Below are 19535 nucleotides of genomic sequence, written 5' to 3' on the forward strand. Positions count from 1 at the left end.
CATCGCCTCCGGCCAGCTGCTCGGCGCGGACGTGCCGGTCAAGCTGCGCCTCCTGGAGATCACGCCGGCGCTGAAGGCCGCCGAGGGCACGGCCATGGAGCTCGACGACTGCGCGTTCCCGCTGCTTCAGGGCATCGACATCAGCGACGACCCGAACGTCGCCTTCGACGGTGCCAACGTCGCCCTCCTCGTCGGCGCCCGCCCGCGCACCAAGGGCATGGAGCGCGGCGACCTCCTGGAGGCCAACGGCGGCATCTTCAAGCCGCAGGGCAAGGCCATCAACGACCACGCCGCGGACGACGTCAGGATCCTGGTCGTCGGCAACCCCGCCAACACCAACGCGCTGATCGCCCAGGCCGCCGCCCCGGACGTGCCCGCCGAGCGCTTCACCGCGATGACCCGCCTGGACCACAACCGCGCGCTGACCCAGCTCGCCAAGAAGACGGGTTCGACGGTCGCCGACATCAAGCGTCTGACCATCTGGGGCAACCACTCCGCGACCCAGTACCCGGACATCTTCCACGCCACGGTCGCCGGCAAGAACGCCGCCGAGCTCGTGAACGACGAGAAGTGGCTGGCCGAGGACTTCATCCCGACCGTCGCCAAGCGCGGCGCGGCCATCATCGAGGCCCGCGGCGCCTCGTCGGCCGCCTCCGCCGCCAACGCCGCCATCGACCACGTGCACACCTGGGTCAACGGCACCGCCGACGGCGACTGGGTCTCCATGGGCATCCCGTCGGACGGCTCGTACGGCGTCCCCGAGGGCCTGATCTCGTCCTTCCCGGTCACCTGCAAGGACGGCGCGTACGAGATCGTCCAGGGCCTGGAGATCAACGACTTCTCCCGCGCCCGCATCGAGGCCTCCGTCAAGGAGCTGGAGGAGGAGCGCGACGCGGTCCGCTCCCTCGGCCTCATCTGAGTCACCGCGCCTGTCCGCAGGGCCCCGTTCCGGTTCCGGCCGGAGCGGGGCCCCGCGCGTTCGTGCCCGCGTACGCCGGTGCCGCCGGTGCGGCTCGTGCACCATGGTGCCCACTTGACAAACCGCTTCCCGCGCGGCTTCCCGCCCCCCTATGCTGATGGCCCATCAGTTCTGCCGAACTGGGGAACGTTCACACCTCGGGGGAGTCGCGTGAGCACCGTATCCGTGCCGCAGCAATCGCAGCCGACACCCCCGGACGCGTCCCCGCCCGTGCCGCCGTACGCCAGTGAGGCCACCCGGCTGCTGTGCGCGGGCACCTACCTGGACAGCGAGTACCGGGACCGGGTCATCGACGAGCTGTACGTCAACGAGCAGCGCCTCTGTGCGCCTTCGCCCGGCTTCGACGCCGCGCGGGTCCTGGCCCACGCCCTGCGTGCGCGACGTCTGGAACTGGCCTGGGACGGAGCCATCCTCGGGCTGTGGGTGGTGGGCGCCGTGCTCACCGGCTACTGGCTGCTGATTTTCCTCGCCCTGGGCGTCCAGCTGGCCGTCGCCACCCTGATCAGGGGCAGGAGCGACAACCCGCCGCTCTACCGGCGCGTACCGGCCTGGTTCCTGCGGTGGTACAGCCGTATCGGCCTGGCCTGGTACTTTCTGCTGACCTTGGGCATCGCGTTCTCCGGTGGTGGCGACTCTTCCTCGGACACGTCGGACTACTACGACGAGTACAGGACGTCGAGCGCCTCACTGTCCGACCTGCTCACCTCGTTCGAAGCCGAGCGTCTGCAGGCATGGCTCTCGATCGTCGTCCTCGCGCTCATCGCCCTCTGTCTCGCCGCCCGGCGCGGCCAGGTCACCCGGGCGTTGACGGCCGAGCTCTCCCCTCAGCGCTTCCCGGACGCCGCGAGCGATCCGGCGCTGCGGGCCGAGGGCGGACGGTTCCAGCGGCTGGTCGGGCGCATCCACGCGGAACAGCACCAGCAGTTGACCATGTATCACGAGGCCCGCCCCTTCTGCGGGGCCGGAACCGCGCACGACACCTGGGTGCTCGCCGTCGAACTGCGCCCCGACGCCGTGAAGAAGCAGCGACCGCTGAGCAACAGGGCGGTCCTGGAGACCGTCCGCCCCCTGCTGGACCAGCTCCGCGAATCGGCGACGACCGCCGCGTTCCCCGTGCGCGACCGGCTGCGCCGCCTGGAGATCGGCGAATGCGTCTTCCTGCCCGTCGAGGGAATGCTGCGCCGCGAGGACGCCCCGTACGATCCGCAGGCCTTCGAGAACCACCGGATGCGCGCGGCCGAGGAAGGCGCCGAGAAGCGGAGACACTTCCTGTGCGCGCGGGTCGACGGCTGGGAGGGGGAGCTGATCGTCAGCGTCTTCGTCCGCGTGCACACCCAGGGCCGGATGCTCATGCTGGAAGTCGCCCCGCACGTACTGAACCCGGTGCGCCAGGAGTTCAAGGACGCCGACCGCACCGCTCACCGCTACAACCGCAACAACCTGCTGGGCAAGGCCGCCTACGCCGTGCCACGGGTACCGGTGTCCCCGGGCATCGCCCTGTTCGGCCTGGGGCGGATGATCCGGTTCGGCTGGCGGCTGCTGACGTCCGGCAACGCCGGCGCGCTGCCGGAGGGCCCCGCCCTGTCGGTGCGTGAACTGGGTTCGGCTCCGGACGGGTCGCTGTTCCAGCAGATGGACGTGGACCGCTATCTGCGCACGATCCAGGACCGGATCGCGCACGGCGTGCGCGCCGCGCTCGCCGACGCCGGCTACCAGACCGGCGAGTTCGTCCAGAAGATCGTCAACATCAGCAACGGCGGCGTGAACATCGACTCGGTGGAGGGCTCCACCTTCGCCGTCGGTTCGCACGCGACCGCCAGCAGCGGCACCGAGCCGCGGAAGGGAACGGGCAGCGATGACCGACCGGCATGAGCCGAACGTGACCATGGGGAACGTCTCGGGCAGCACCTTCGCCATCGGCAGTCACGCCAGCGCGGTCGGCCACCACGGCGCAGGACCGCAGCGCGACGAGGCCACCGAGCAGCTGCTGGCCGCTGTGCGCGAGCTGCGCGCCGACCTGACACGGGTGCGCGGCACCGAGCAGACAGCCGCGCTGGACGCCGAACTGGCCGGTGCGGAGGAGGAGATCAACACGACCGGCCAGGCCGGCCCGTCCCGGCGTGAGCGACTGCGCGCGCTGCTCGCCGACTCCCAGTCGCTGCTGAACGTCCTCGCCTCCGCGGGTGCCGTGGCGGGACTCCTGGCGTGAGAGCGCGATGAGCGGGGGACAGCGCCACTGGAACGAGGAGACCCAGCGCTGGGAGGACGGCGCCCGGGACGTGGCGCGGGCGACCCCGCCACCGCCCGCCCGGCCGGCGCACATGCCGGCATGGCCGCCGGGCGAGGTCCGGGATCCCGACGCCGGCGCACCCACCGGCACCTGGCCCGCGGCGGCCCCGCCCCCGCCCTCGCCCGTGCCCGGCGGGCACAGCCGCCGCACCGCCTGGACGGTGATCGGCGCGGCCGCCGCCACGGGTGTCGCCGTCGCCCTGGTGGTGACCCTCGGCCTGGGCGGCGGCGGGAACGACGGCAACCGGGTGGCCGCCACGACGAGCGGCACGCCGGGCGTGTCCGAAGCGCCCCCCACCACGTACGCCTCACCGGAACCGGAGACCGGGACGCCGTCCCCGTCGGCCCACGAGCCGCCGGCCGGCTATGCCGCCTACGACGATCCGGAGGGCTTCCGCATCGCCGTGCCCGACGGCTGGCAGCACCAGCGGTCCACCGTGACCTCCCGGTACGGCATGGACATCGTCAACTACCGTGATGCCACGGGCCGTCACCGGCTCCAGGTGTACGAGGTGCAGGAGTCCTCCCCGGACGAGTCGTTCGACGAGTACCTGTCCACGAAGGTGCCCAAGCCTCCGGGATTCCGGAAGCTTTCCCGGGTGAACCTGGACAGCGGCGACTTCACGGGCTCCCGGCTGGAGTACCTGGCCGACTCCCTCAAGGGCGAACCGGACATCGGCACCTGGTACGTCGTGGACGAACGCTTCGAGGCCGCCGACGGCAGGCTGTACGCGCTCGCCTCCTACGGGCCCGAATCCGACGGCCGACACGACGAGCAGGAGGTCCTCAGCACGGCACTGGACTGGTTCTGTCCCTCCTACGCCACCTGCGAGGACTGACCCACCGCCGCCCCGGGGCCGGCCGCCCGGCCGGCCCCGGGGCGGGGTGGTCACTTGTACTGACCGGGGGTGTAGTGGCCCGGGACCGCGCGGGTCGTCACGCCGAACCGGTTCCAGGCGTTGATCACCGTGATCGAGGCGATCAAGTGCGCCAGTTCGGCCTCGTCGAAGTGCGCGGCGGCCCTCTCGTACACCTCGTCCGGCACGAAGCCGTCGGTGAGGACGGTGACGGCCTCCGTCAGCTCGATCGCGGCGAGCTCCTTCTCCGAATAGAAGTGCCGCGACTCCTCCCAGGCGGCCAGCTGCACGATCCGCTCCACGCTCTCGCCGGCCGCGAGCGCGTCCTTCGTGTGCATGTCCAGGCAGAACGCGCAGTGGTTGAGCTGCGAGGCACGGATCTTGACCAGCTCGCGCAGCCGCGAATCGAGGCCCCGGCCCGCGGCCGCGTCCATCCGGACCATCGCCTTGTAGACCTCGGGGGCGTGCTTGGCCCACTGCATACGGGGCTCGTGCTCGGGCGCGTACGCGGGGGCGCCTTCGGTGGTGTTCGTGGGTTCGCCGGTGTTCGTCGTCGTAGCCATACGTCCGACCCTATGAGTGAAGCAGCCCAGGAGTATGGTCCATTTCCATGGCGGAATCATGGGCCACTCTGGGCCTGGACCTGCATCTGGAACCGGCCGGTCCCGGCGTGCGCCGCGGCCTCACCGACGCGCTGCGCGAGGCGGTCCGCGGCGGCCGTCTGGCCCCCGGAACCCGGCTGCCCTCCTCCCGGAGCCTCGCCGCCGACTTGGGCATCGCCCGCAACACGGTCGCCGACGCCTACGCCGACCTGGTCGCCGAGGGCTGGCTCACCGCCCGCCAGGGCTCCGGCACGCGCGTGGCCAGAGGGGCACCCGCCTCGCCGTTCGGGCAGACGCCCAGCGCGGAGGCCCGGCGGGCCGGCGCGGCCCGGCAGCCCCGCGAACGCCCCCGCCCCGTCCACGACCTCGTCCCCGGCACCCCGGACCTCGCCTCCTTCCCCCGCACGCAGTGGCTCAAGGCCGCCCGCCGCGCCCTGGCCACCGCGCCCCACCACGCCCTCGGCTACGGCGACCCGCGCGGCCGTCCGGAACTGCGCACCGCCCTTGCCGGGCATCTCGCCCGGGTCCGGGGCGTCCGCACCGACCCCGACCACCTGCTGGTCTGCGCGGGCTTCTCGCACGGACTGCGGATCCTCGGCACGGTGCTGCGGGCCCGCGGCGTCACCACGGTCGCCGTCGAGTCGTACGGTCTCGACGTGCATTGGGACCTTCTGGCCCGCGTGGGCCTGCGCACCCGTCCCCTGCCCTTCGACGGACTCGGCACCGTCACCGGCGACTTGGCCGGACCCGGAGCGGTCCTGCTCACCCCCGCCCACCAGTTCCCGATGGGCGTGCCCCTGCACCCCGACCGGCGCGCGGCCGTGACCGACTGGGCCCGGCGCACCGGCGGCCTGATCCTGGAGGACGACTACGACGGCGAGTTCCGCTACGACCGCCAGCCCGTCGGCGCGCTCCAGGGCCTCGACCCCGACCACGTGGTCCACCTGGGCACGGCGAGCAAGTCCCTGGCCCCGGGACTGCGCCTGGCCTGGATGGCCCTGCCCCCGTCCCTCATGGAGGAGGCCACCGCCGCCAAGGGTCCCTCCGACACCTGCGGGGTGCTGGACCAGCTGACGCTCGCGGAGTTCATCACCTCCGGCGCCTACGACCGTCATGTGCGCTCGGCCCGGCTGCGCTACCGGCGCCGCCGTGACGCCCTGGTCGAGGCCCTCGCCACCCGCGCGCCCGACGTCCATCCCACCGGCATCGCCGCCGGTCTGCACGCCGTGCTGCGCCTGCCGCCCGGCACCGAACCGGCGGTGGTCCAGGCAGCCGCCTGGCAGGGCCTCGCCCTGCACGGACTGTCCCGCTTCCGCCACGAGCAGGCCGCCGTGGCACCGCTGGACGCGCTGGTCGTCGGCTACGGCACCCCACCGGACCACGCGTGGGCGGGCGCCCTGGACGCCCTGTGCCGGGTGCTGCCCTGACAGCCCGTCGGGCGGCCCGTCGAGCGGTGCTCACGCCTTCGTGGCAGGCAACTCCTCGACCGGCCCCTGCTCGACCGGCGCCTCCCCGAACCGGGCCAGCGCCAGGGCGCCCGCCACCGCCACCGCGAAGCCGAGCACCGCGAGCCAGGCCAGGCCCTCGCGGGTGCGGTCGCCCAGCCACACCACCCCGACCGCCGCGGGGCCGATCGTCTCGCCGATGACCATGCCCGCGGTGGCCGTGGTCACCGAACCGCGCTGGAGGGCCGAGGTCAGCAGCAGGAAGGCGGCTCCACCGCCGATGAGCAGCGCGTAGGCCGCCGGGTTGGTGAACAGCACCGACGGGGCGAGCGAGTCGATCAGCCGCACCGTCACCTCGACCACGCCGAAGCCGAAACCCGCTCCCAGGCCGAGCAGCAGGGCACGCACGCGCTCGGGCAGACGGCCGCCGACCGCCCCGAGCAGCAGCACGGCCAGCGCCGCGCCGAGCATCGCCCACTTCAGCACCGCCGAGCCGTCCTCGTGGCCCTCCGTGCCCGAGGCCAGGCCCAGCATGGCCAGACCGGCGCAGACGACGCCCACCGCCGACCACTCCAGCGAACTGAGCCGCACCCGCAGCAGCCGGGACGCGGTCACCGCCGTCACCGCGAGGCTGGCGGCGAGGGCCGCGCCGACCACGTAGATGGGCAGTGAGCGCAGGGCCGCGATCTGGAGCAGGAACCCGAGGCCGTCCAGGCCCAGGCCCGCCACATACCGCCACTGCCGCACCGCCCGCAGCAGCAGCGCCGCCTCCCCGCCCCCGCCGGTGTCCGCTGCGGCGCGCGTGGCGATGGCCTGGAGCACCGTCGCCGTCCCGAAACACACCGCCGCGCCGAGCGCGCACACCATTCCGAAGAGCACGAGGCGACTCTAGGGGAGCGGGGTGTCCGGGCGTCACCAGATCCAGGACCCCGCGGTCCGGCAGCCGTTCCTCGCTCGCATGGCGGACACGGGAACGGTGCCGTGGGGTGGGCCCGGTAGGCTGACGACGGGCCGTGACTGGCGCGCTGGGATGGGACCGACCATCGGGGAGCGGCCCGAACGGAAAGTGTGCCGTGCGCCTGGGCCGTAACGTGAACGCCGATGCCACGTCCGGAGGTCCCGATGCCTGAGAACACCGCGCCCCTGTCCAACGAGTCCACCGCCTTCCGTGCCGCCCTCGACGTGATCCGCGCCGTCGAGCCGCGCGTGGCCGACGCCATCGGCCAGGAGGTGGCCGACCAGCGCGAGATGCTCAAGCTGATCGCCTCCGAGAACTACGCCTCCCCGGCCACCCTGCTGACCATGGGCAACTGGTTCAGCGACAAGTACGCCGAGGGCACCGTCGGCCGCCGCTTCTACGCCGGCTGCCGCAACGTCGACACCGTCGAGTCGCTGGCCGCCGAGCACGCCAGGGAACTCTTCGGCGCCCGTCACGCCTACGTCCAGCCGCACTCCGGCATCGACGCCAACCTCGTCGCCTTCTGGGCCGTCCTCGCCCAGCGCGTGGAGGCACCCGCCCTGGAGAAGGCCGGGGTCCGCCAGGTCAACGACCTCTCCGACGCGGACTGGGCCGAACTGCGCCAGGCCTTCGGCAACCAGCGCATGCTCGGCATGTCCCTGGACGCCGGCGGGCACCTCACCCACGGCTTCCGCCCGAACATCTCCGGGAAGATGTTCGACCAGCGCTCCTACGGCACCGACCCGGTCACCGGCCTCCTCGACTACGAGGCCCTGCGCGCCTCCGCCCGCGAGTTCAAGCCGCTGATCATCGTCGCGGGCTACTCGGCCTACCCGCGCCTGGTGAACTTCCGGATCATGCGCGAGATCGCCGACGAGGTCGGCGCCACGCTCATGGTCGACATGGCCCACTTCGCGGGCCTGGTCGCCGGCAAGGTCCTCACCGGCGACTTCGACCCGGTTCCGCACGCCCAGATCGTCACCACCACCACCCACAAGTCCCTGCGCGGCCCGCGCGGCGGCATGGTCCTGTGCGACGACTCCCTCAAGGACCAGGTCGACCGGGGCTGCCCGATGGTCCTCGGCGGTCCCCTCCCGCACGTCATGGCCGCCAAGGCCGTCGCCCTGGCCGAGGCCCGCCGGCCCTCCTTCCAGGACTACGCCCAGCGCATCGTCGACAACTCCCGCGCGCTCGCCGAGGGCCTGACGCGCCGCGGTGCCACCCTCGTCACCGGCGGCACCGACAATCACCTCAACCTGATCGACGTCGCCTCCTCCTACGGCCTCACCGGCCGCCAGGCCGAGGCCGCCCTGCTCGAGTCCGGCATCGTCACCAACCGCAACGCGATCCCGGCCGACCCGAACGGCGCCTGGTACACCTCCGGCATCCGTATCGGCACCCCCGCGCTGACCACCCGCGGTCTGGGCACCGCCGAGATGGACGAGGTCGCCGGCCTGATCGACCGTGTCCTGACGGCCACCGAGCCCGGCACCACCGGCAAGGGCACCCCCTCCAAGGCCCAGCACGTCCTCGACCCGAAGATCGCGGACGAGATCTCCCACCGGGCCACGGACCTCGTGGCGGGCTTCCCGCTCTACCCGGAGATCGACCTCGGCTGACCCGCCCCCACAGGGGACGTGAAGGCCCCGTGACCCGCGGGTCACGGGGCCTTCACGTCCCGCGTTCTCACAGCCTTGCCGCACCGCGCGCCAGGATCCGGTTCCCACCTGTTTCCGGCCGGTTCCGGATCGGGCCCCCTTACCTGAGAGAATGGTGAGCATGGCGACTGACCGACCCCGCGTGCTCTCAGGAATCCAGCCCACCGCCGGATCGTTCCACCTCGGCAACTACCTCGGCGCCGTACGCCAGTGGGTGGCCCTTCAGGAAACCCACGACGCCTTCTACATGGTCGTCGACCTGCACGCGATCACGGTCCAGCAGGACCCGGCCGAGCTGCGGGCCAACACCCGGCTCGCCGCCGCCCAGCTGCTGGCCGCCGGTCTGGACCCGGCCCGCTGCACGCTGTTCGTCCAGAGCCACGTCCCCGAGCACGCCCAGCTCGCCTGGGTCATGAACTGCCTCACCGGCTTCGGCGAGGCCGGCCGCATGACCCAGTTCAAGGACAAGTCCCTCAAGCAGGGCACCGACCGGACCTCCGTCGGCCTGTTCACGTACCCGATCCTCCAGGTCGCCGACATCCTGCTCTACCAGGCCAACGAGGTGCCGGTCGGCGAGGACCAGCGCCAGCACATCGAACTCACCCGCGACCTCGCCGAGCGTTTCAACGGCCGATTCGGCCAGACCTTCACCGTCCCGGACGCGTACATCCTCAAGGAGACGGCGAAGATCTACGACCTCCAGGACCCGACGATCAAGATGAGCAAGTCGGCGTCGACGCCGAAGGGCCTCATCAATCTCCTGGACGACCCGAAGGCCACCGCCAAGAAGGTCAAGAGCGCGGTGACGGACACCGACACCGTCATCCGCTACGACCCGGAGACCAAGGCGGGCGTCAGCAACCTCCTGACGATCTATTCGACGCTGACCGGGGCGGGTATCGGCGAACTGGAGGAGAAGTACGCCGGCAAGGGCTACGGTGCGCTCAAGACGGACCTCGCCGAGGTCATGGTGGAGTTCGTGACGCCGTTCCGGGAGCGGACCCAGCAGTACCTGGACGACCCGGAGACCCTGGACTCGATCCTGGCCAAGGGCGCGGAGAAGGCGCGCGCGGTCGCGGCGGAGACCCTTTCCCAGGCGTACGACCGGGTGGGTTTCCTGCCCGCCAAGCACTGAGGCGCACCACCGCACACGCGCATCGCGGCGCAGAGCGCTGTACATCACTGCGGCTGCGCCTGCCCACAACGGTGTGGTGGTCGTACAGTCATAGCCGGACGGCAGTGACGAAACGGCTGAGAACGAAACAGAAGAACACATCCGGCACGACGAAGGAGACGACGTGGGGACCGTAACGATCGGCGTGTCGATCGCGGTCCCGGAGCCCCACGGCAGCCTGCTCCAGCAGCGGCGCGCGGGCTTCGGCGACGCCGCGGCTCACGGCATCCCCACGCACGTCACCCTGCTCCCGCCGACGGAGGTCGACTCCGCGGAGCTGCCGGCCGTGGAGGCCCATCTGACGGAGGTGGCCGCGGCCGGGCGTCCCTTCACCATGCGGCTGTCCGGCACGGACACCTTCCGGCCGCTGTCCCCGGTGGTCTATGTGCGCGTCGTCGAGGGCGCCGAGGCGTGCGCGGGGCTGCAGCAGCAGGTCCGCGACCCCTCCGGGCCGCTGGCGCGCGAACTCCAGTTCCCCTACCACCCGCATGTGACGGTGGCGCACGGCATCGACGACGCGGCGATGGACCGCGCCTTCGAGGAGCTCGCCGGGTACGAGGCCGAGTGGGCGTGCACCGGGTTCGCCCTGCACGAGCAGGGTCCCGACGGGGTGTGGCGCAAGCTGCGGGAGTTCGGCTTCGGCGGCAGTACGGTGGTGCCTCCGCAGGCGGCCCCCGTGGACAGCGGCACGCTGCCCGCCCGGTAGACGCTTCCCCCGGCGTTCCCGCACGGCGGCGAACGGACACCGCCCGGACCGCTACAGCGGCAGCCGCCGGTAGACCGCGCGCGGCAGATGCCGCAGCACGGTCGTCACCACCCGGAGCACACCGGGCACCCACACCGTCTCCGAGCGCCTGCGCAGGCCGAGTTCGACGGCGGTGGCGACTTGCTCCGGGGTGACGGTGAAGGGTTCGGCCTCGCGGCCGGCGGTCGCCCTGGAGCGCACGAATCCGGGGCGTACGACCATGACGTGCACCCCGGTGCCGTACAGCGCGTCGCCCAGGCCCTGGGTGAAGGTGTCGAGGCCGGCCTTGCTCGAGCCGTAGATGAAGTCCGCGCGGCGGGCGCGTTCGCCCGCGGCCGAGGAGAGCACCACCAGCGAGCCGTGCCCCTGGTTCTGCAGCCCCTGCCCAGCCACCAGGCCCGCGGACACCGCCCCAGTGTAGTTCGTCTGCGCGACGCGGACCGCGTTCAGTGGCACCCGCTCGTCGTACGCCTGGTCGCCGAGGACGCCGAAGGCCAGCAGCACCATGTCGATACGGCCCTCGGCGAAGACCTTGCCGAGGACCGTCTCGTGGGAGGCGCAGTCCAGCGCGTCGAAGGGCACGGTGCGCACCTCCACCCCCAGGGTGCGCAGATGCGCGGCGGCCTCCTCCAGGGCCGGTGAGGGGCGGCCCGCCAGCCAGACGGTCCGGGTGCGGCGGGCGATCAGGCGGCGCACGGTGGCCAGGGCGATCTCGGATGTGCCGCCGAGGACCAGCAGTGACCGGGGAAGACGCGAGAGACGGGGGGCATCCTTCACGGCAGACGACTGTATCGTCCGGTTATGCGTGTTTTGACGCAGAAACGCGGTGTTCACGTTGCCACGGAGCGGGCACAGTCGGAATCATGGACTGGCTGAAGAAGCTTCCCGTCGTCGGGCCGTGGGTGGCCCGCCTGATGGCCACGCACGCGTGGCGGTCGTACGAACGTCTGGACCGGGTCAAATGGTCGCGACTGGCCGCCGCCATGACGTTCATCAGCTTCATCGCGCTGTTCCCGCTGCTGACGGTGGCCGCCGCGGTCGGCGCCGCCACGCTCAGTCCGGAGCAGCAGCACACGCTCCAGAACAAGATCGTCCAGCAGTTCCCGGGCCTGGGGCAGCAGTTGGACATCAGTGCCCTGGTGCAGAACGCCGGCACGGTCGGGCTCATCGCCGGTGCCGCCCTGCTGCTGACCGGCGTCAACTGGGTCGCCCAGACGCGGGACTGCCTGCGCGCCGTCTGGGAGCTGCCCGACCCGGAGGAGAACCCGCTGATGAGCAAGGTGAAGGACGCGGGCGTCCTGATCGGCCTCGGCGGCGCGATGCTGGTCACGCTCGTCGTGTCCACCATCGCCTCGGCCGCCGTCGGCTTCATCTCCCGGGAGATCGGGCTGGCCGAGCACGGCTGGGGCAGTGTCCTGTTGCGGATCATCGCGTTCGCGGTCGCCGTGCTGGCCGACTTCCTGGTCCTGCTGTACGTCCTCACCCTGCTGCCCGGCGTCGAGCCGCCGCGCCACCGGCTGCTGGTCGCCGCGCTGCTCGGCGCGGTCGGCTTCGAGCTGCTGAAGCTGCTGCTGAGCGGCTACATCCAGGGCGTGGCGGCGAAGAGCATGTACGGCGCCTTCGGGGTCCCGGTCGCCCTGCTGCTGTGGATCAACTTCACGTCCAAGCTGGTCCTGTACTGCGCCGCCTGGACGGCGACGCAGAGCGGTGCGGACGACGGGAGCGGTGCGCCCGATGAGGACGGGGGCGGCGACGGCGGCCGGGCCGTCGATCTCAGGGGCGGGTCCGGCGGCGCATCAGGTCCGGCAGCGGCCAGCGGCGGTTGACCAGGAAGGCCCCGGCCGCGAGCAGCACCAGCACGCCACCGGCGACTGCCAGGGCGATCCCCGCCCCGCGGGAGCCGTTCTGGACGGACGCGTGCGCCACGGCCGCGGCGGACGAGCCGTCGTCGGTCCGGCCCGCGGAGGGCTCGGCGCCCGGCTCCGCCTTCGCCTCGGCGGCGCTCCTGGGCGGCACGAGCTCGCCCACCGGGCGCGCCTTGCCCAGGGCGGCGAAGCCCCAGTCGAAGAGCTTGGCGGTCTCCTTGTAGACCTCGTTGTGGTCCGGCTTGCCCGGGTTCATCACCGTCACCAGCAGCACCCGGCCGTCGCGCTCGGCGACGCCGGTGAAGGTGGCTCCCGCGTGGGTGGTGTTGCCGTTCTTCACCCCGGCTATGCCCTGGTAGACCGAGATGTCGTAGTCGCCGCTCAGCAGCCGGTTGGTGTTCTGGATCTCGAAGGAGCCGCGGGAGGTCTTGCCCTTCTTGTTCTTCTTGGTCTCGCCCGGGAACGACGCCCGCACGGTCGAGCAGTACTCGCGGAAGTCCTTCTTCTGCATCCCCGAACGGGCGAACAGTGTGAGGTCGTACGCCGACGAGACCTGGTGGTCGGCGTCGTAGCCGTCCGGGCTCACCACGTTGGTGTCGAGCGCCTGGAGTTCCTGCGCGTGCGCGTTCATGTCCTCCACGGTCGGCTTCGTGCCGCCGTTCATCGCGGACAGTACGTGCACGGCGTCGTTGCCGGAGCGGAGGAACACGCCCAGCCACAGGTCGTGGACCGTGTAGGTCTCGTTCTCCTTGACGCCGACCAGGCTGGAACCCGCGCCCACGTCGGCCAGGTCGGCCGGGGTGACCTTGTGCGTCTGCGTCCGGGGGAACTTCGGCAGCACGGTGTCCGCGAACAGCATCTTCAGCGTGCTGGCCGGAGGCAGCCGCCAGTGCGCGTTGTGCGCGGCGAGCACCGCGCCGGACTCGGCGTCGGCCACGATCCAGGAGCGGGCGGTGAGGTCCTTGGGCAGCACGGGGGCGCCGTTGCCGAGGTCGACCTGTGTGCCGGGCAGGCCCAGGCGGGCGCCGCCGACGGTGGACATCCCTGCCGGGGGAGTGGCCGAGGGGACAGGCGCGGCGAGAGCGGCTGGCGCGGCCAGCGAGGCGGACAGCAGGGCGGCGGAGGTGATCACCAGTGATCGGCTGATGATCTTATTGGGTGCGGGCACGGTCGGAAACGTACCGGGCGCGGGCAGTGGCGTGCCGTCCGCCCTCCCACCCCGGACGCGGAGCCCGGTTCCGGGCGGCGATACTGAACGTATGAAGCTCAGCCGCCCCGTCTCCTGGTTCCTGCTCGCCTTCGGGGTGTGGAGTTGGGTCATTTGGGTCACTTTCGTTAAAAATCTCATCAAGGACGGCAGCGGTCTGGCGTTCGACCACGGGCACCCGACGGCGTACTTCTGGGTGCATCTGGCGCTCGCCGTCGTCTCCTTCGTATTGGGGACGGTCATCGGGGGCATCGGGTTGCGCGGACTGCGTGCACTGCGCCGGACGTCATAGCGTTCCGGACAGCTCCACGGGGCCTTTCGCGGGGGCGGGGGCCGGCACACCAGGCATCAGGCGGAAGGAACGGACGGCATGGTGGTCGTCTTCGTGCTCGTGGCGCTGCTCGTGCTCAGCGGGGTGGTGGCGGCCAACTGGTATCTGTGGCGCCGCCTGTTCCGCGACACCACCCGCGGACCCGGTCCGGTACGCCGCGCGGGCGCGGTCCTGATCGCGGGCGGCTGGGTCCTGGCCGTCGGGGCCCTCGTCACCGAGCAGGCGGGCGCCCCCTTCTGGCTCCAGCGCACCCTGGCCTGGCCCGGCTTCCTCTGGCTCGCCCTGGTGCTGTACCTGCTCCTGGCCACCCTGGCGACGGAGCCCCTCCGCCCCCTCCTGCGCCGCCTCCTGCCCACCGGGCCGCGGACGGCCGCACCGGCTCAGGACACGGCGGCACCCGCGCGGGAGTCCGCCGCCGCGCCGCAGCCCGAACCCGTGCCGGTGTCCGCCCCCGAGCCGGGCCCGGCCGGGGAGGCGTCGTCCGCCGCCGCGCCGGCGGACACCGGCCCGTCCACGCCCCCTCCGGGTCCGGGCGGCCCGCTGTCCGCCGTGCAGGCACCCGCCGACGCGCCGTCCGGCCATGAGCCGGCCACCGGTGACGGCGCGCCGGCGGCCTCGCGTGGCCTTTCCAGCCGGCGGCTGTTCGTGTCACGGGTCGTCGGGGGAGGCGCCGCCGCGGTGGCTCTGGGGACCGTCGGGTACGGGACCTACGGGGTGCTGCGCGGGCCGCGGGTGAAGCGGGTGACCGTGCCACTGGCGAAACTGCCGCGGGCGGCGCACGGGTACCGGATCGCCGTCGTCAGTGACGTCCACCTCGGACCCGTCCTCGGGCGCGGATTCGCGCAGAAGGTCGTCGACACGGTCAACGCGACCCAGCCCGACCTCATCGCCGTCGTCGGGGACCTGGTGGACGGCAGCGTGAAGGACCTCGGACCGGCGGCGGCACCGCTGGCCGGGCTCCGGGCGCGGCACGGCGCGTACTTCGTCACCGGCAACCACGAGTACTTCTCCGGCGCCGAGCAGTGGGTGCGGGAGGTGCGCCGTCTCGGCCTGCTCCCCCTGGAGAACGCGCGCACCGAGCTGCCCGCCTTCGACCTGGCCGGCGTCAACGACGTACGGGGCGAGAGCGAGGGGCAGGGCCCCGACTTCGAGCGGGCGCTCGGCGACCGGGACACGGCACGCGCGTGCGTCCTGCTCGCCCACCAGCCGGTGCAGATTCACGAGGCCGTCCGGCACGGTGTGGACCTCCAGCTCTCCGGCCACACCCACGGCGGCCAGCTCTGGCCCGGCAGCATCCTCGCGGCCGCCGCCAACCCGACCGTCGCGGGCCTGGAGCGCTACGGCGACACCCAGCTGTACGTCAGCCGCGGCGCGGGCGCCTGGGGCCCGCCCACACGGGTCGGCGCCCCCTCCGACATCACCGTCGTCCAGCTCGCCTCCCGGCAGACGTAGAGACCGCGGAACCCTCCCGGAAACGCTCGAACAACAAGTCTTCGTAACTTCTTCTCATTCTCCCCAGGCCCGGCTTCCCCCTGGCGAAATGCGTGTGATTAGGTAACGGGCGCCACTCAGGTGTGTGGTTTGTGTAGAAGGGCCCAAAAGGGGTCTGGGGAGGGTACGGATGCGGTCGGTTCGCATACGGATCCTCACGACGCTGGTCGTGCTGGCGGTCGTGGGGGTGGGCGGCTGGCAGTTGCTGCCGTCGAAGGACGACAAGGGCAACGCGATCGTCGTGGGCACGACGGACGCGGTCACGTCGCTGGATCCGGCGGGAGCGTACGACGCGGGCTCCTGGGCGCTGTACAGCAATGTGTACCAGTCCCTGCTGACCTTCGAGCCGGGTGGTGTCACACCCGTGCCGGACGCGGCCAAGGACTGCGTCTTCACCGGCGGTGGACTGCGCACCTACCGCTGCGAACTGCGCGAGGACATCAAGTTCCCCAGCGGGCGCACGATGACCGGCGAGGACGTGAAGTTCTCCTTCGACCGGATCAAGAAGATCAACTCCGACGTCGGCCCCTCCGCGCTGCTGTCGACCCTCGGCTCGGTGGAGGCCGACGGCATGACCGTCACCTTCCACCTGTCGACCCCGGACGCCACCTTCCCGCTGAAGGTGGCCACGGGCGCCGGCTCCATCGTCGACCACACCCGCTACCCGGCCAACGGGCTGCGCACCGGCACGGCGGCCGACGGCACCGGGCCGTACCGGCTCAAGGGGTACGCCAAGGACAAGAACGCGGACCTGGTACCGAACGACGCCTACAAGGGCGCCATCAGCAGCACCGGGCGACCGGTCGCGCTGCGCTACTTCGACAGCCCGGCCGAGCTGGAGAAGGCGTGGACGGGCAAGCAGATCGACGTCGCCACGCGCAACCTGCCCCCGAAGCTCCTCGCCGGACTCAACCCCAGCGACCCCGCGATGCGCGTGTCGGTGTCCGACAGCTCCGAGACCCGCAACCTGTACCTCAACACCCGTGCCTCCTCGCCGCTGCACGACACCCGCGTCCGGCAGGCCATCGCCTGGCTGATCAACCGCGAGAAGCTGGCCGGCGGCGTGTACGACGGGACCGTGGACGCGCTGTACTCGCTGATCCCGGCCGGCATCACGGGCCACAACACGTCCTTCTTCGACGCCTACCCGACGCAGAACGCCCAGAAGGCCCGCGAGCTGCTGACCGAGGCCGGCGTGTCCGTCCCGGTGCGCTTCACCTACGGCTACGGCCAGGGGCGCGGCGCCGCCGGCGAGGAGGCCGCGGAGCTCAAGCGGCAGCTCGAGGCGAGCGGCCTGTTCAAGGTCGACCTCAAGGGCTACGAGTGGGCCGACTTCCAGAAGCTCTGGGCGGGCGGCAAGCTCGACGCGTACGCGGTCGGCTGGGTGGCCGACTACCCGGACCCCGACACCTTCGGCGGCGCCCTCGTCGGCACCGGCAGCACGATGAGGACCGGCTACAGCAGCAAGGCCGTCGACGGCCTCATCCGGGACACCCAGCAGTACGCCGACCGGGGCCGGATCGCCGGGGACTTCCGCAGCCTCCAGGCGAACGTCGCCGCCGATGTGCCGCTGATCCCGCTGTGGCAGCGCAAGGAGTACGTGGTCAGCAGCGAGGACGTCGGCGGCGGCCAGTACCTGTCGGACGGCACGGGCAGCTTCCGGCTCTGGAAGCTCGACTGGATCTGACCGCTACGGACGGGCCTGCGCGGGCAGCGTGACCGTCACCGCGAACCCCTCCCCGGGGCCGGTGCGGACGGCCACCTGCCCGCCGTGCGCTTCGGCCACCCCCTGGACGATGGCCATGCCGAGGCCGCTGCCCGCAGCACCGCCCGCGCGGAAGAAGCGGTCGAAGACGCGCGCCGCGTCCTCCTCCGCCAGCCCGGGCCCCTTGTCCTGGACACACAGCCGTACGACACCGTCGGCGCGCTCCGCGGTGAGCCGCACCGGGACGTCGGCGGGCGTGTGGACGCGCACGTTGGCCACCAGGTTGCCGAGCACCTGCCGCAGCCCCGACTCGTCGGCGTGCACGAGCAGTACGCCCTCGGCGCCGACCGTCACGGGCCGCTCCGGCTGCTGCGCGCGCAGGTCCTCGGCGGCGTCCCGCACCAGCCGGACGACGTCGACGTTCCGCAACCGCAACTGGGGCCGCTGGTCCAGGCGGGCCAGGGTGAGCAGTTCGTCGACGAGCCGCCCCATGCGGTCCGCCTCGGCGTTCATCCGGTCCCAGGCGCGCCTGCGTTCGCCGGGCTCGGTCAGCATCCCCTTGTCGTAGAGCTGGAGGTAGCCGCGTATCGCCGACAGCGGGGTGCGCAGCTCGTGCGAGGCGTCGGCGACGAAGCGGCGCAGCTGGGCGGCGCTGCGCTCGCGCGTGCGGTACGCCGACTCCACCTGGTGCAGCATGGAGTTCAGCGCGACGCGCAGCTGTTCCACCTCCTGGGTGGGATGGTGACTCGAGGGCACGCGCCGGGTCAGGTCGCCCTCGGCGATGGCCGATGAGGTCTCCACCATGTCCTCCAGCGGGCGCATCCGGAGCCGCACGCTGAACATCGTCAGGCAGGCCAGGAGCGCCAGCAGCAGCGTGCCGACGCCCAGGTCCAGTCTGAGGGCCTTGGCGATGCCCTGGTGCAGCGCGTCGGTGGAGGTGGCGAACAGGAGGTAGTTGCCGTCGGTCAGACGGGCGGCGGTCGCCCGGTAGGTGGCGCCGTGCAGCGTCACCTCGTGCGGTGCGCGGCCGGCGGCGAGCGCGCGCGGGTCGCCGATCGCGGCGGCCAGCGACCGCTGGGCGTCGGTCGGCACGAAACCGGCGATGGGCAGGGCCTCGCCCCCGCTGCCGACGGCGGTGAACACGGACTCCGGGCGTGGCCTGTTGATGGTGGGCTGTACGAAGTGGTCCCGGATGAGGGTCAGCGCGGCCAGCGAGTCGATCTGCCGCATGGTGAGCCGGGAGTCCACCACGGAGTCACGGGTCTTGATCAGCTGGTTGTCGATCTGGCCGAGCAGGTAGTGCCGCATGCCCACCAGGCTCGCGGCGGTCGCCACCACGATCCCCACGGCGAGCAGTCCGACGTTGGTCAGGGTGAGCTTGCCGCGCAGGGAGTGGAGCCCGTGCCTGCGGCGCCGCGGACGCGGTCTGCCCGGCCTCATGCCAGCCCGTATCCCACGCCCCGCCGGGTCGTGATCAACGGCGGTCCGAGCGTGTCCAGTTTGCGGCGCAGATAGCTGATGTAGGTCTCGACGACGGTCGACTCGGGCGGTGTGTGCTCGTACTGCCAGACGTGCCTGAGGAGTTGGTCCTTGGGGACGATCCGGCCGCCGTTGCGCACCAGGAAGCGCAGCAGCGCGTACTCGGTGGGGGTGAGCTCGACCGTGCGGCCCGCGCGGTGCGCCGAGTAGGTCGTCTCGTCCAGCTCCAGGTCGCCGTAGCACAGCGGCGGGCGCTGAGGGAGGACGTCGGTGGAGCATGTGCGGCGCAGCACGGCGCGGACCCGGGCGACGACCTCGTCGATGTTGAACGGCTTGGTGATGTAGTCGTCGCCGAAGCCGAGCGCGCCGACGATCTCCGCGGGCGCGTCCCGCGCGGTGACGAAGACCAGCGCCAGGCCGGGGCAGCGGGTGCGCAACTCGCGGCCCAGCGCCCGGCCGTCCCCGTCCGGCAGCATCACGTCCAGCAGGGCCACGTCGGGCCGGGTGCGCTCGGCGAGCGCGCACGCCTCGCGGACGGTGCCCGCGGTCATCACCTGGAAGCGGTGGTAGCGCAGGGCGATGGCGAGGACGTCCGCGATGGACTCCTCGTCCTCGACGACGAGGACCGTCGCCCCTTCGTGCGCTGCCTCGTTGACGGTCATGTCCCCAGTATCCGCGGCGGGACCGGCGGAGGGGCCGCCGGAGCTTTGGAGTTCCTTGAGAGTCGTGGCCGCAGGTGCCCGTCCGCGC

Annotated in this window: 18 protein-coding genes and 1 riboswitch; of the genes, 12 read left to right on the forward strand and 6 right to left on the reverse strand. The window is 72.0% G+C overall.

The features are described from left to right. The 4 genes from CG719_RS19005 to CG719_RS19020 all read left to right on the forward strand — a co-directional run. Positions 1–919 (forward strand): malate dehydrogenase (locus tag CG719_RS19005; protein ID WP_100569842.1); only part of this gene is annotated, 919 nt, incomplete at its 5' end. A 210-nt stretch (positions 920–1129) separates the two neighbouring features. Continuing rightward, positions 1130–2851, forward strand: a complete 1722-nt coding sequence (locus tag CG719_RS19010; RefSeq protein WP_100569843.1) for a hypothetical protein — start codon at positions 1130–1132, stop codon at positions 2849–2851. Further along, complete coding sequence (locus tag CG719_RS19015; protein WP_100569844.1) at positions 2835–3188, forward strand: hypothetical protein; 354 nt, start codon at positions 2835–2837, stop codon at positions 3186–3188. The genes CG719_RS19010 and CG719_RS19015 overlap by 17 nt, the downstream gene beginning before the upstream one ends. Before the next feature lie 7 nt (positions 3189–3195). Further along, on the forward strand, positions 3196–4107 hold the full coding sequence (locus CG719_RS19020) for a hypothetical protein (RefSeq protein WP_234375639.1): 912 nt from the start codon (positions 3196–3198) through the stop codon (positions 4105–4107). A gap of 50 nt (positions 4108–4157) precedes the next feature. Here the strand turns inward: CG719_RS19020 and CG719_RS19025 are convergent, their stop codons facing one another. Further along, the gene (locus tag CG719_RS19025; RefSeq protein WP_100569845.1) at positions 4158–4688 is read right to left on the reverse strand and encodes a carboxymuconolactone decarboxylase family protein; all 531 of its coding nucleotides are present in this window, start codon (positions 4686–4688) and stop codon (positions 4158–4160) included. Between the two features lie 47 nt (positions 4689–4735). Between CG719_RS19025 and pdxR the strand changes: the two genes are divergently transcribed. Next, positions 4736–6154: a MocR-like pyridoxine biosynthesis transcription factor PdxR gene (pdxR, locus tag CG719_RS19030; RefSeq protein ID WP_100569846.1), complete on the forward strand. Its 1419-nt coding sequence runs from the start codon at positions 4736–4738 to the stop codon at positions 6152–6154. A gap of 30 nt (positions 6155–6184) precedes the next feature. Here pdxR and CG719_RS19035 read toward each other — a convergent pair whose 3' ends face one another. Then, complete coding sequence (locus CG719_RS19035; protein WP_100569996.1) at positions 6185–7039, reverse strand: hypothetical protein; 855 nt, start codon at positions 7037–7039, stop codon at positions 6185–6187. Positions 7040–7175: 136 nt separating this feature from the next. Continuing rightward, positions 7176–7264, forward strand: a riboswitch (ZMP/ZTP riboswitch). Positions 7265–7294: 30 nt separating this feature from the next. Here CG719_RS19035 and CG719_RS19040 point away from each other — a divergent pair. From CG719_RS19040 to CG719_RS19050, 3 genes are all read left to right on the forward strand, one after another. Next, entirely contained in the window at positions 7295–8749 is a 1455-nt protein-coding gene (locus CG719_RS19040; protein WP_100569847.1) for a glycine hydroxymethyltransferase, read from the forward strand. Between the two features lie 160 nt (positions 8750–8909). Further along, on the forward strand, positions 8910–9923 hold the full coding sequence (trpS, locus tag CG719_RS19045; protein WP_100569997.1) for a tryptophan--tRNA ligase: 1014 nt from the start codon (positions 8910–8912) through the stop codon (positions 9921–9923). Between the two features lie 163 nt (positions 9924–10086). Then, the gene (locus CG719_RS19050) at positions 10087–10668 is read left to right on the forward strand and encodes a 2'-5' RNA ligase family protein (RefSeq protein WP_100569848.1); all 582 of its coding nucleotides are present in this window, start codon (positions 10087–10089) and stop codon (positions 10666–10668) included. Positions 10669–10719: 51 nt separating this feature from the next. Here the strand turns inward: CG719_RS19050 and CG719_RS19055 are convergent, their stop codons facing one another. After that, the gene (locus CG719_RS19055) at positions 10720–11484 is read right to left on the reverse strand and encodes a decaprenylphospho-beta-D-erythro-pentofuranosid-2-ulose 2-reductase (protein WP_100569849.1); all 765 of its coding nucleotides are present in this window, start codon (positions 11482–11484) and stop codon (positions 10720–10722) included. 86 nt (positions 11485–11570) lie between these two features. Between CG719_RS19055 and CG719_RS19060 the strand changes: the two genes are divergently transcribed. Further along, positions 11571–12533: a YihY/virulence factor BrkB family protein gene (locus tag CG719_RS19060; protein WP_100569850.1), complete on the forward strand. Its 963-nt coding sequence runs from the start codon at positions 11571–11573 to the stop codon at positions 12531–12533. Here CG719_RS19060 and CG719_RS19065 read toward each other — a convergent pair. Then, positions 12481–13740, reverse strand: coding sequence for a D-alanyl-D-alanine carboxypeptidase family protein (locus tag CG719_RS19065; protein ID WP_234375640.1), 1260 nt, complete (start codon positions 13738–13740; stop codon positions 12481–12483). The genes CG719_RS19060 and CG719_RS19065 overlap by 53 nt on opposite strands. A gap of 91 nt (positions 13741–13831) precedes the next feature. On the opposite strand from CG719_RS19065, the gene CG719_RS36490 reads away from it, so the two are divergent. From CG719_RS36490 to CG719_RS19075, 3 genes are all read left to right on the forward strand, one after another. Next, the gene (locus CG719_RS36490) at positions 13832–14071 is read left to right on the forward strand and encodes an SCO4848 family membrane protein (protein WP_234375641.1); all 240 of its coding nucleotides are present in this window, start codon (positions 13832–13834) and stop codon (positions 14069–14071) included. Positions 14072–14149: 78 nt separating this feature from the next. Beyond that, entirely contained in the window at positions 14150–15562 is a 1413-nt protein-coding gene (locus CG719_RS19070; RefSeq protein WP_100569852.1) for a metallophosphoesterase, read from the forward strand. 169 nt (positions 15563–15731) lie between these two features. Continuing rightward, on the forward strand, positions 15732–17288 hold the full coding sequence (locus CG719_RS19075; protein WP_100569853.1) for an ABC transporter substrate-binding protein: 1557 nt from the start codon (positions 15732–15734) through the stop codon (positions 17286–17288). A 3-nt stretch (positions 17289–17291) separates the two neighbouring features. Here CG719_RS19075 and CG719_RS19080 read toward each other — a convergent pair whose 3' ends face one another. Beyond that, positions 17292–18746 carry a sensor histidine kinase gene (locus CG719_RS19080; RefSeq protein WP_100569854.1) on the reverse strand — a complete coding sequence of 485 codons (1455 nt, stop codon included), beginning with the start codon at positions 18744–18746 and terminating at the stop codon, positions 17292–17294. After that, entirely contained in the window at positions 18743–19447 is a 705-nt protein-coding gene (locus tag CG719_RS19085) for a response regulator transcription factor (protein ID WP_100569855.1), read from the reverse strand. Before CG719_RS19085 ends, CG719_RS19080 begins: the two co-directional genes overlap by 4 nt. Between the last annotated feature and the right edge of the window lie 88 nt (positions 19448–19535).

This window comes from Streptomyces sp. CB01373, from assembly GCF_002803075.1.
Lineage (GTDB): Bacteria > Actinomycetota > Actinomycetes > Streptomycetales > Streptomycetaceae > Streptomyces.

Coding starts and splice junctions, on each gene's coding strand:
- CG719_RS19015 (WP_100569844.1), top strand. CDS start 2,835: ATGACCGACCGGCATGAGCCGAACGTGACCATGGGGAACGTCTCGGGC.
- CG719_RS19020 (WP_234375639.1), top strand. CDS start 3,196: ATGAGCGGGGGACAGCGCCACTGGAACGAGGAGACCCAGCGCTGGGAG.
- CG719_RS19025 (WP_100569845.1), bottom strand. CDS start 4,688: ATGGCTACGACGACGAACACCGGCGAACCCACGAACACCACCGAAGGC.
- pdxR (WP_100569846.1), top strand. CDS start 4,736: ATGGCGGAATCATGGGCCACTCTGGGCCTGGACCTGCATCTGGAACCG.
- CG719_RS19035 (WP_100569996.1), bottom strand. CDS start 7,039: ATGGTGTGCGCGCTCGGCGCGGCGGTGTGTTTCGGGACGGCGACGGTG.
- CG719_RS19040 (WP_100569847.1), top strand. CDS start 7,295: ATGCCTGAGAACACCGCGCCCCTGTCCAACGAGTCCACCGCCTTCCGT.
- trpS (WP_100569997.1), top strand. CDS start 8,910: ATGGCGACTGACCGACCCCGCGTGCTCTCAGGAATCCAGCCCACCGCC.
- CG719_RS19060 (WP_100569850.1), top strand. CDS start 11,571: ATGGACTGGCTGAAGAAGCTTCCCGTCGTCGGGCCGTGGGTGGCCCGC.
- CG719_RS36490 (WP_234375641.1), top strand. CDS start 13,832: ATGAAGCTCAGCCGCCCCGTCTCCTGGTTCCTGCTCGCCTTCGGGGTG.
- CG719_RS19070 (WP_100569852.1), top strand. CDS start 14,150: ATGGTGGTCGTCTTCGTGCTCGTGGCGCTGCTCGTGCTCAGCGGGGTG.
- CG719_RS19075 (WP_100569853.1), top strand. CDS start 15,732: ATGCGGTCGGTTCGCATACGGATCCTCACGACGCTGGTCGTGCTGGCG.
- CG719_RS19080 (WP_100569854.1), bottom strand. CDS start 18,746: ATGAGGCCGGGCAGACCGCGTCCGCGGCGCCGCAGGCACGGGCTCCAC.
- CG719_RS19085 (WP_100569855.1), bottom strand. CDS start 19,447: ATGACCGTCAACGAGGCAGCGCACGAAGGGGCGACGGTCCTCGTCGTC.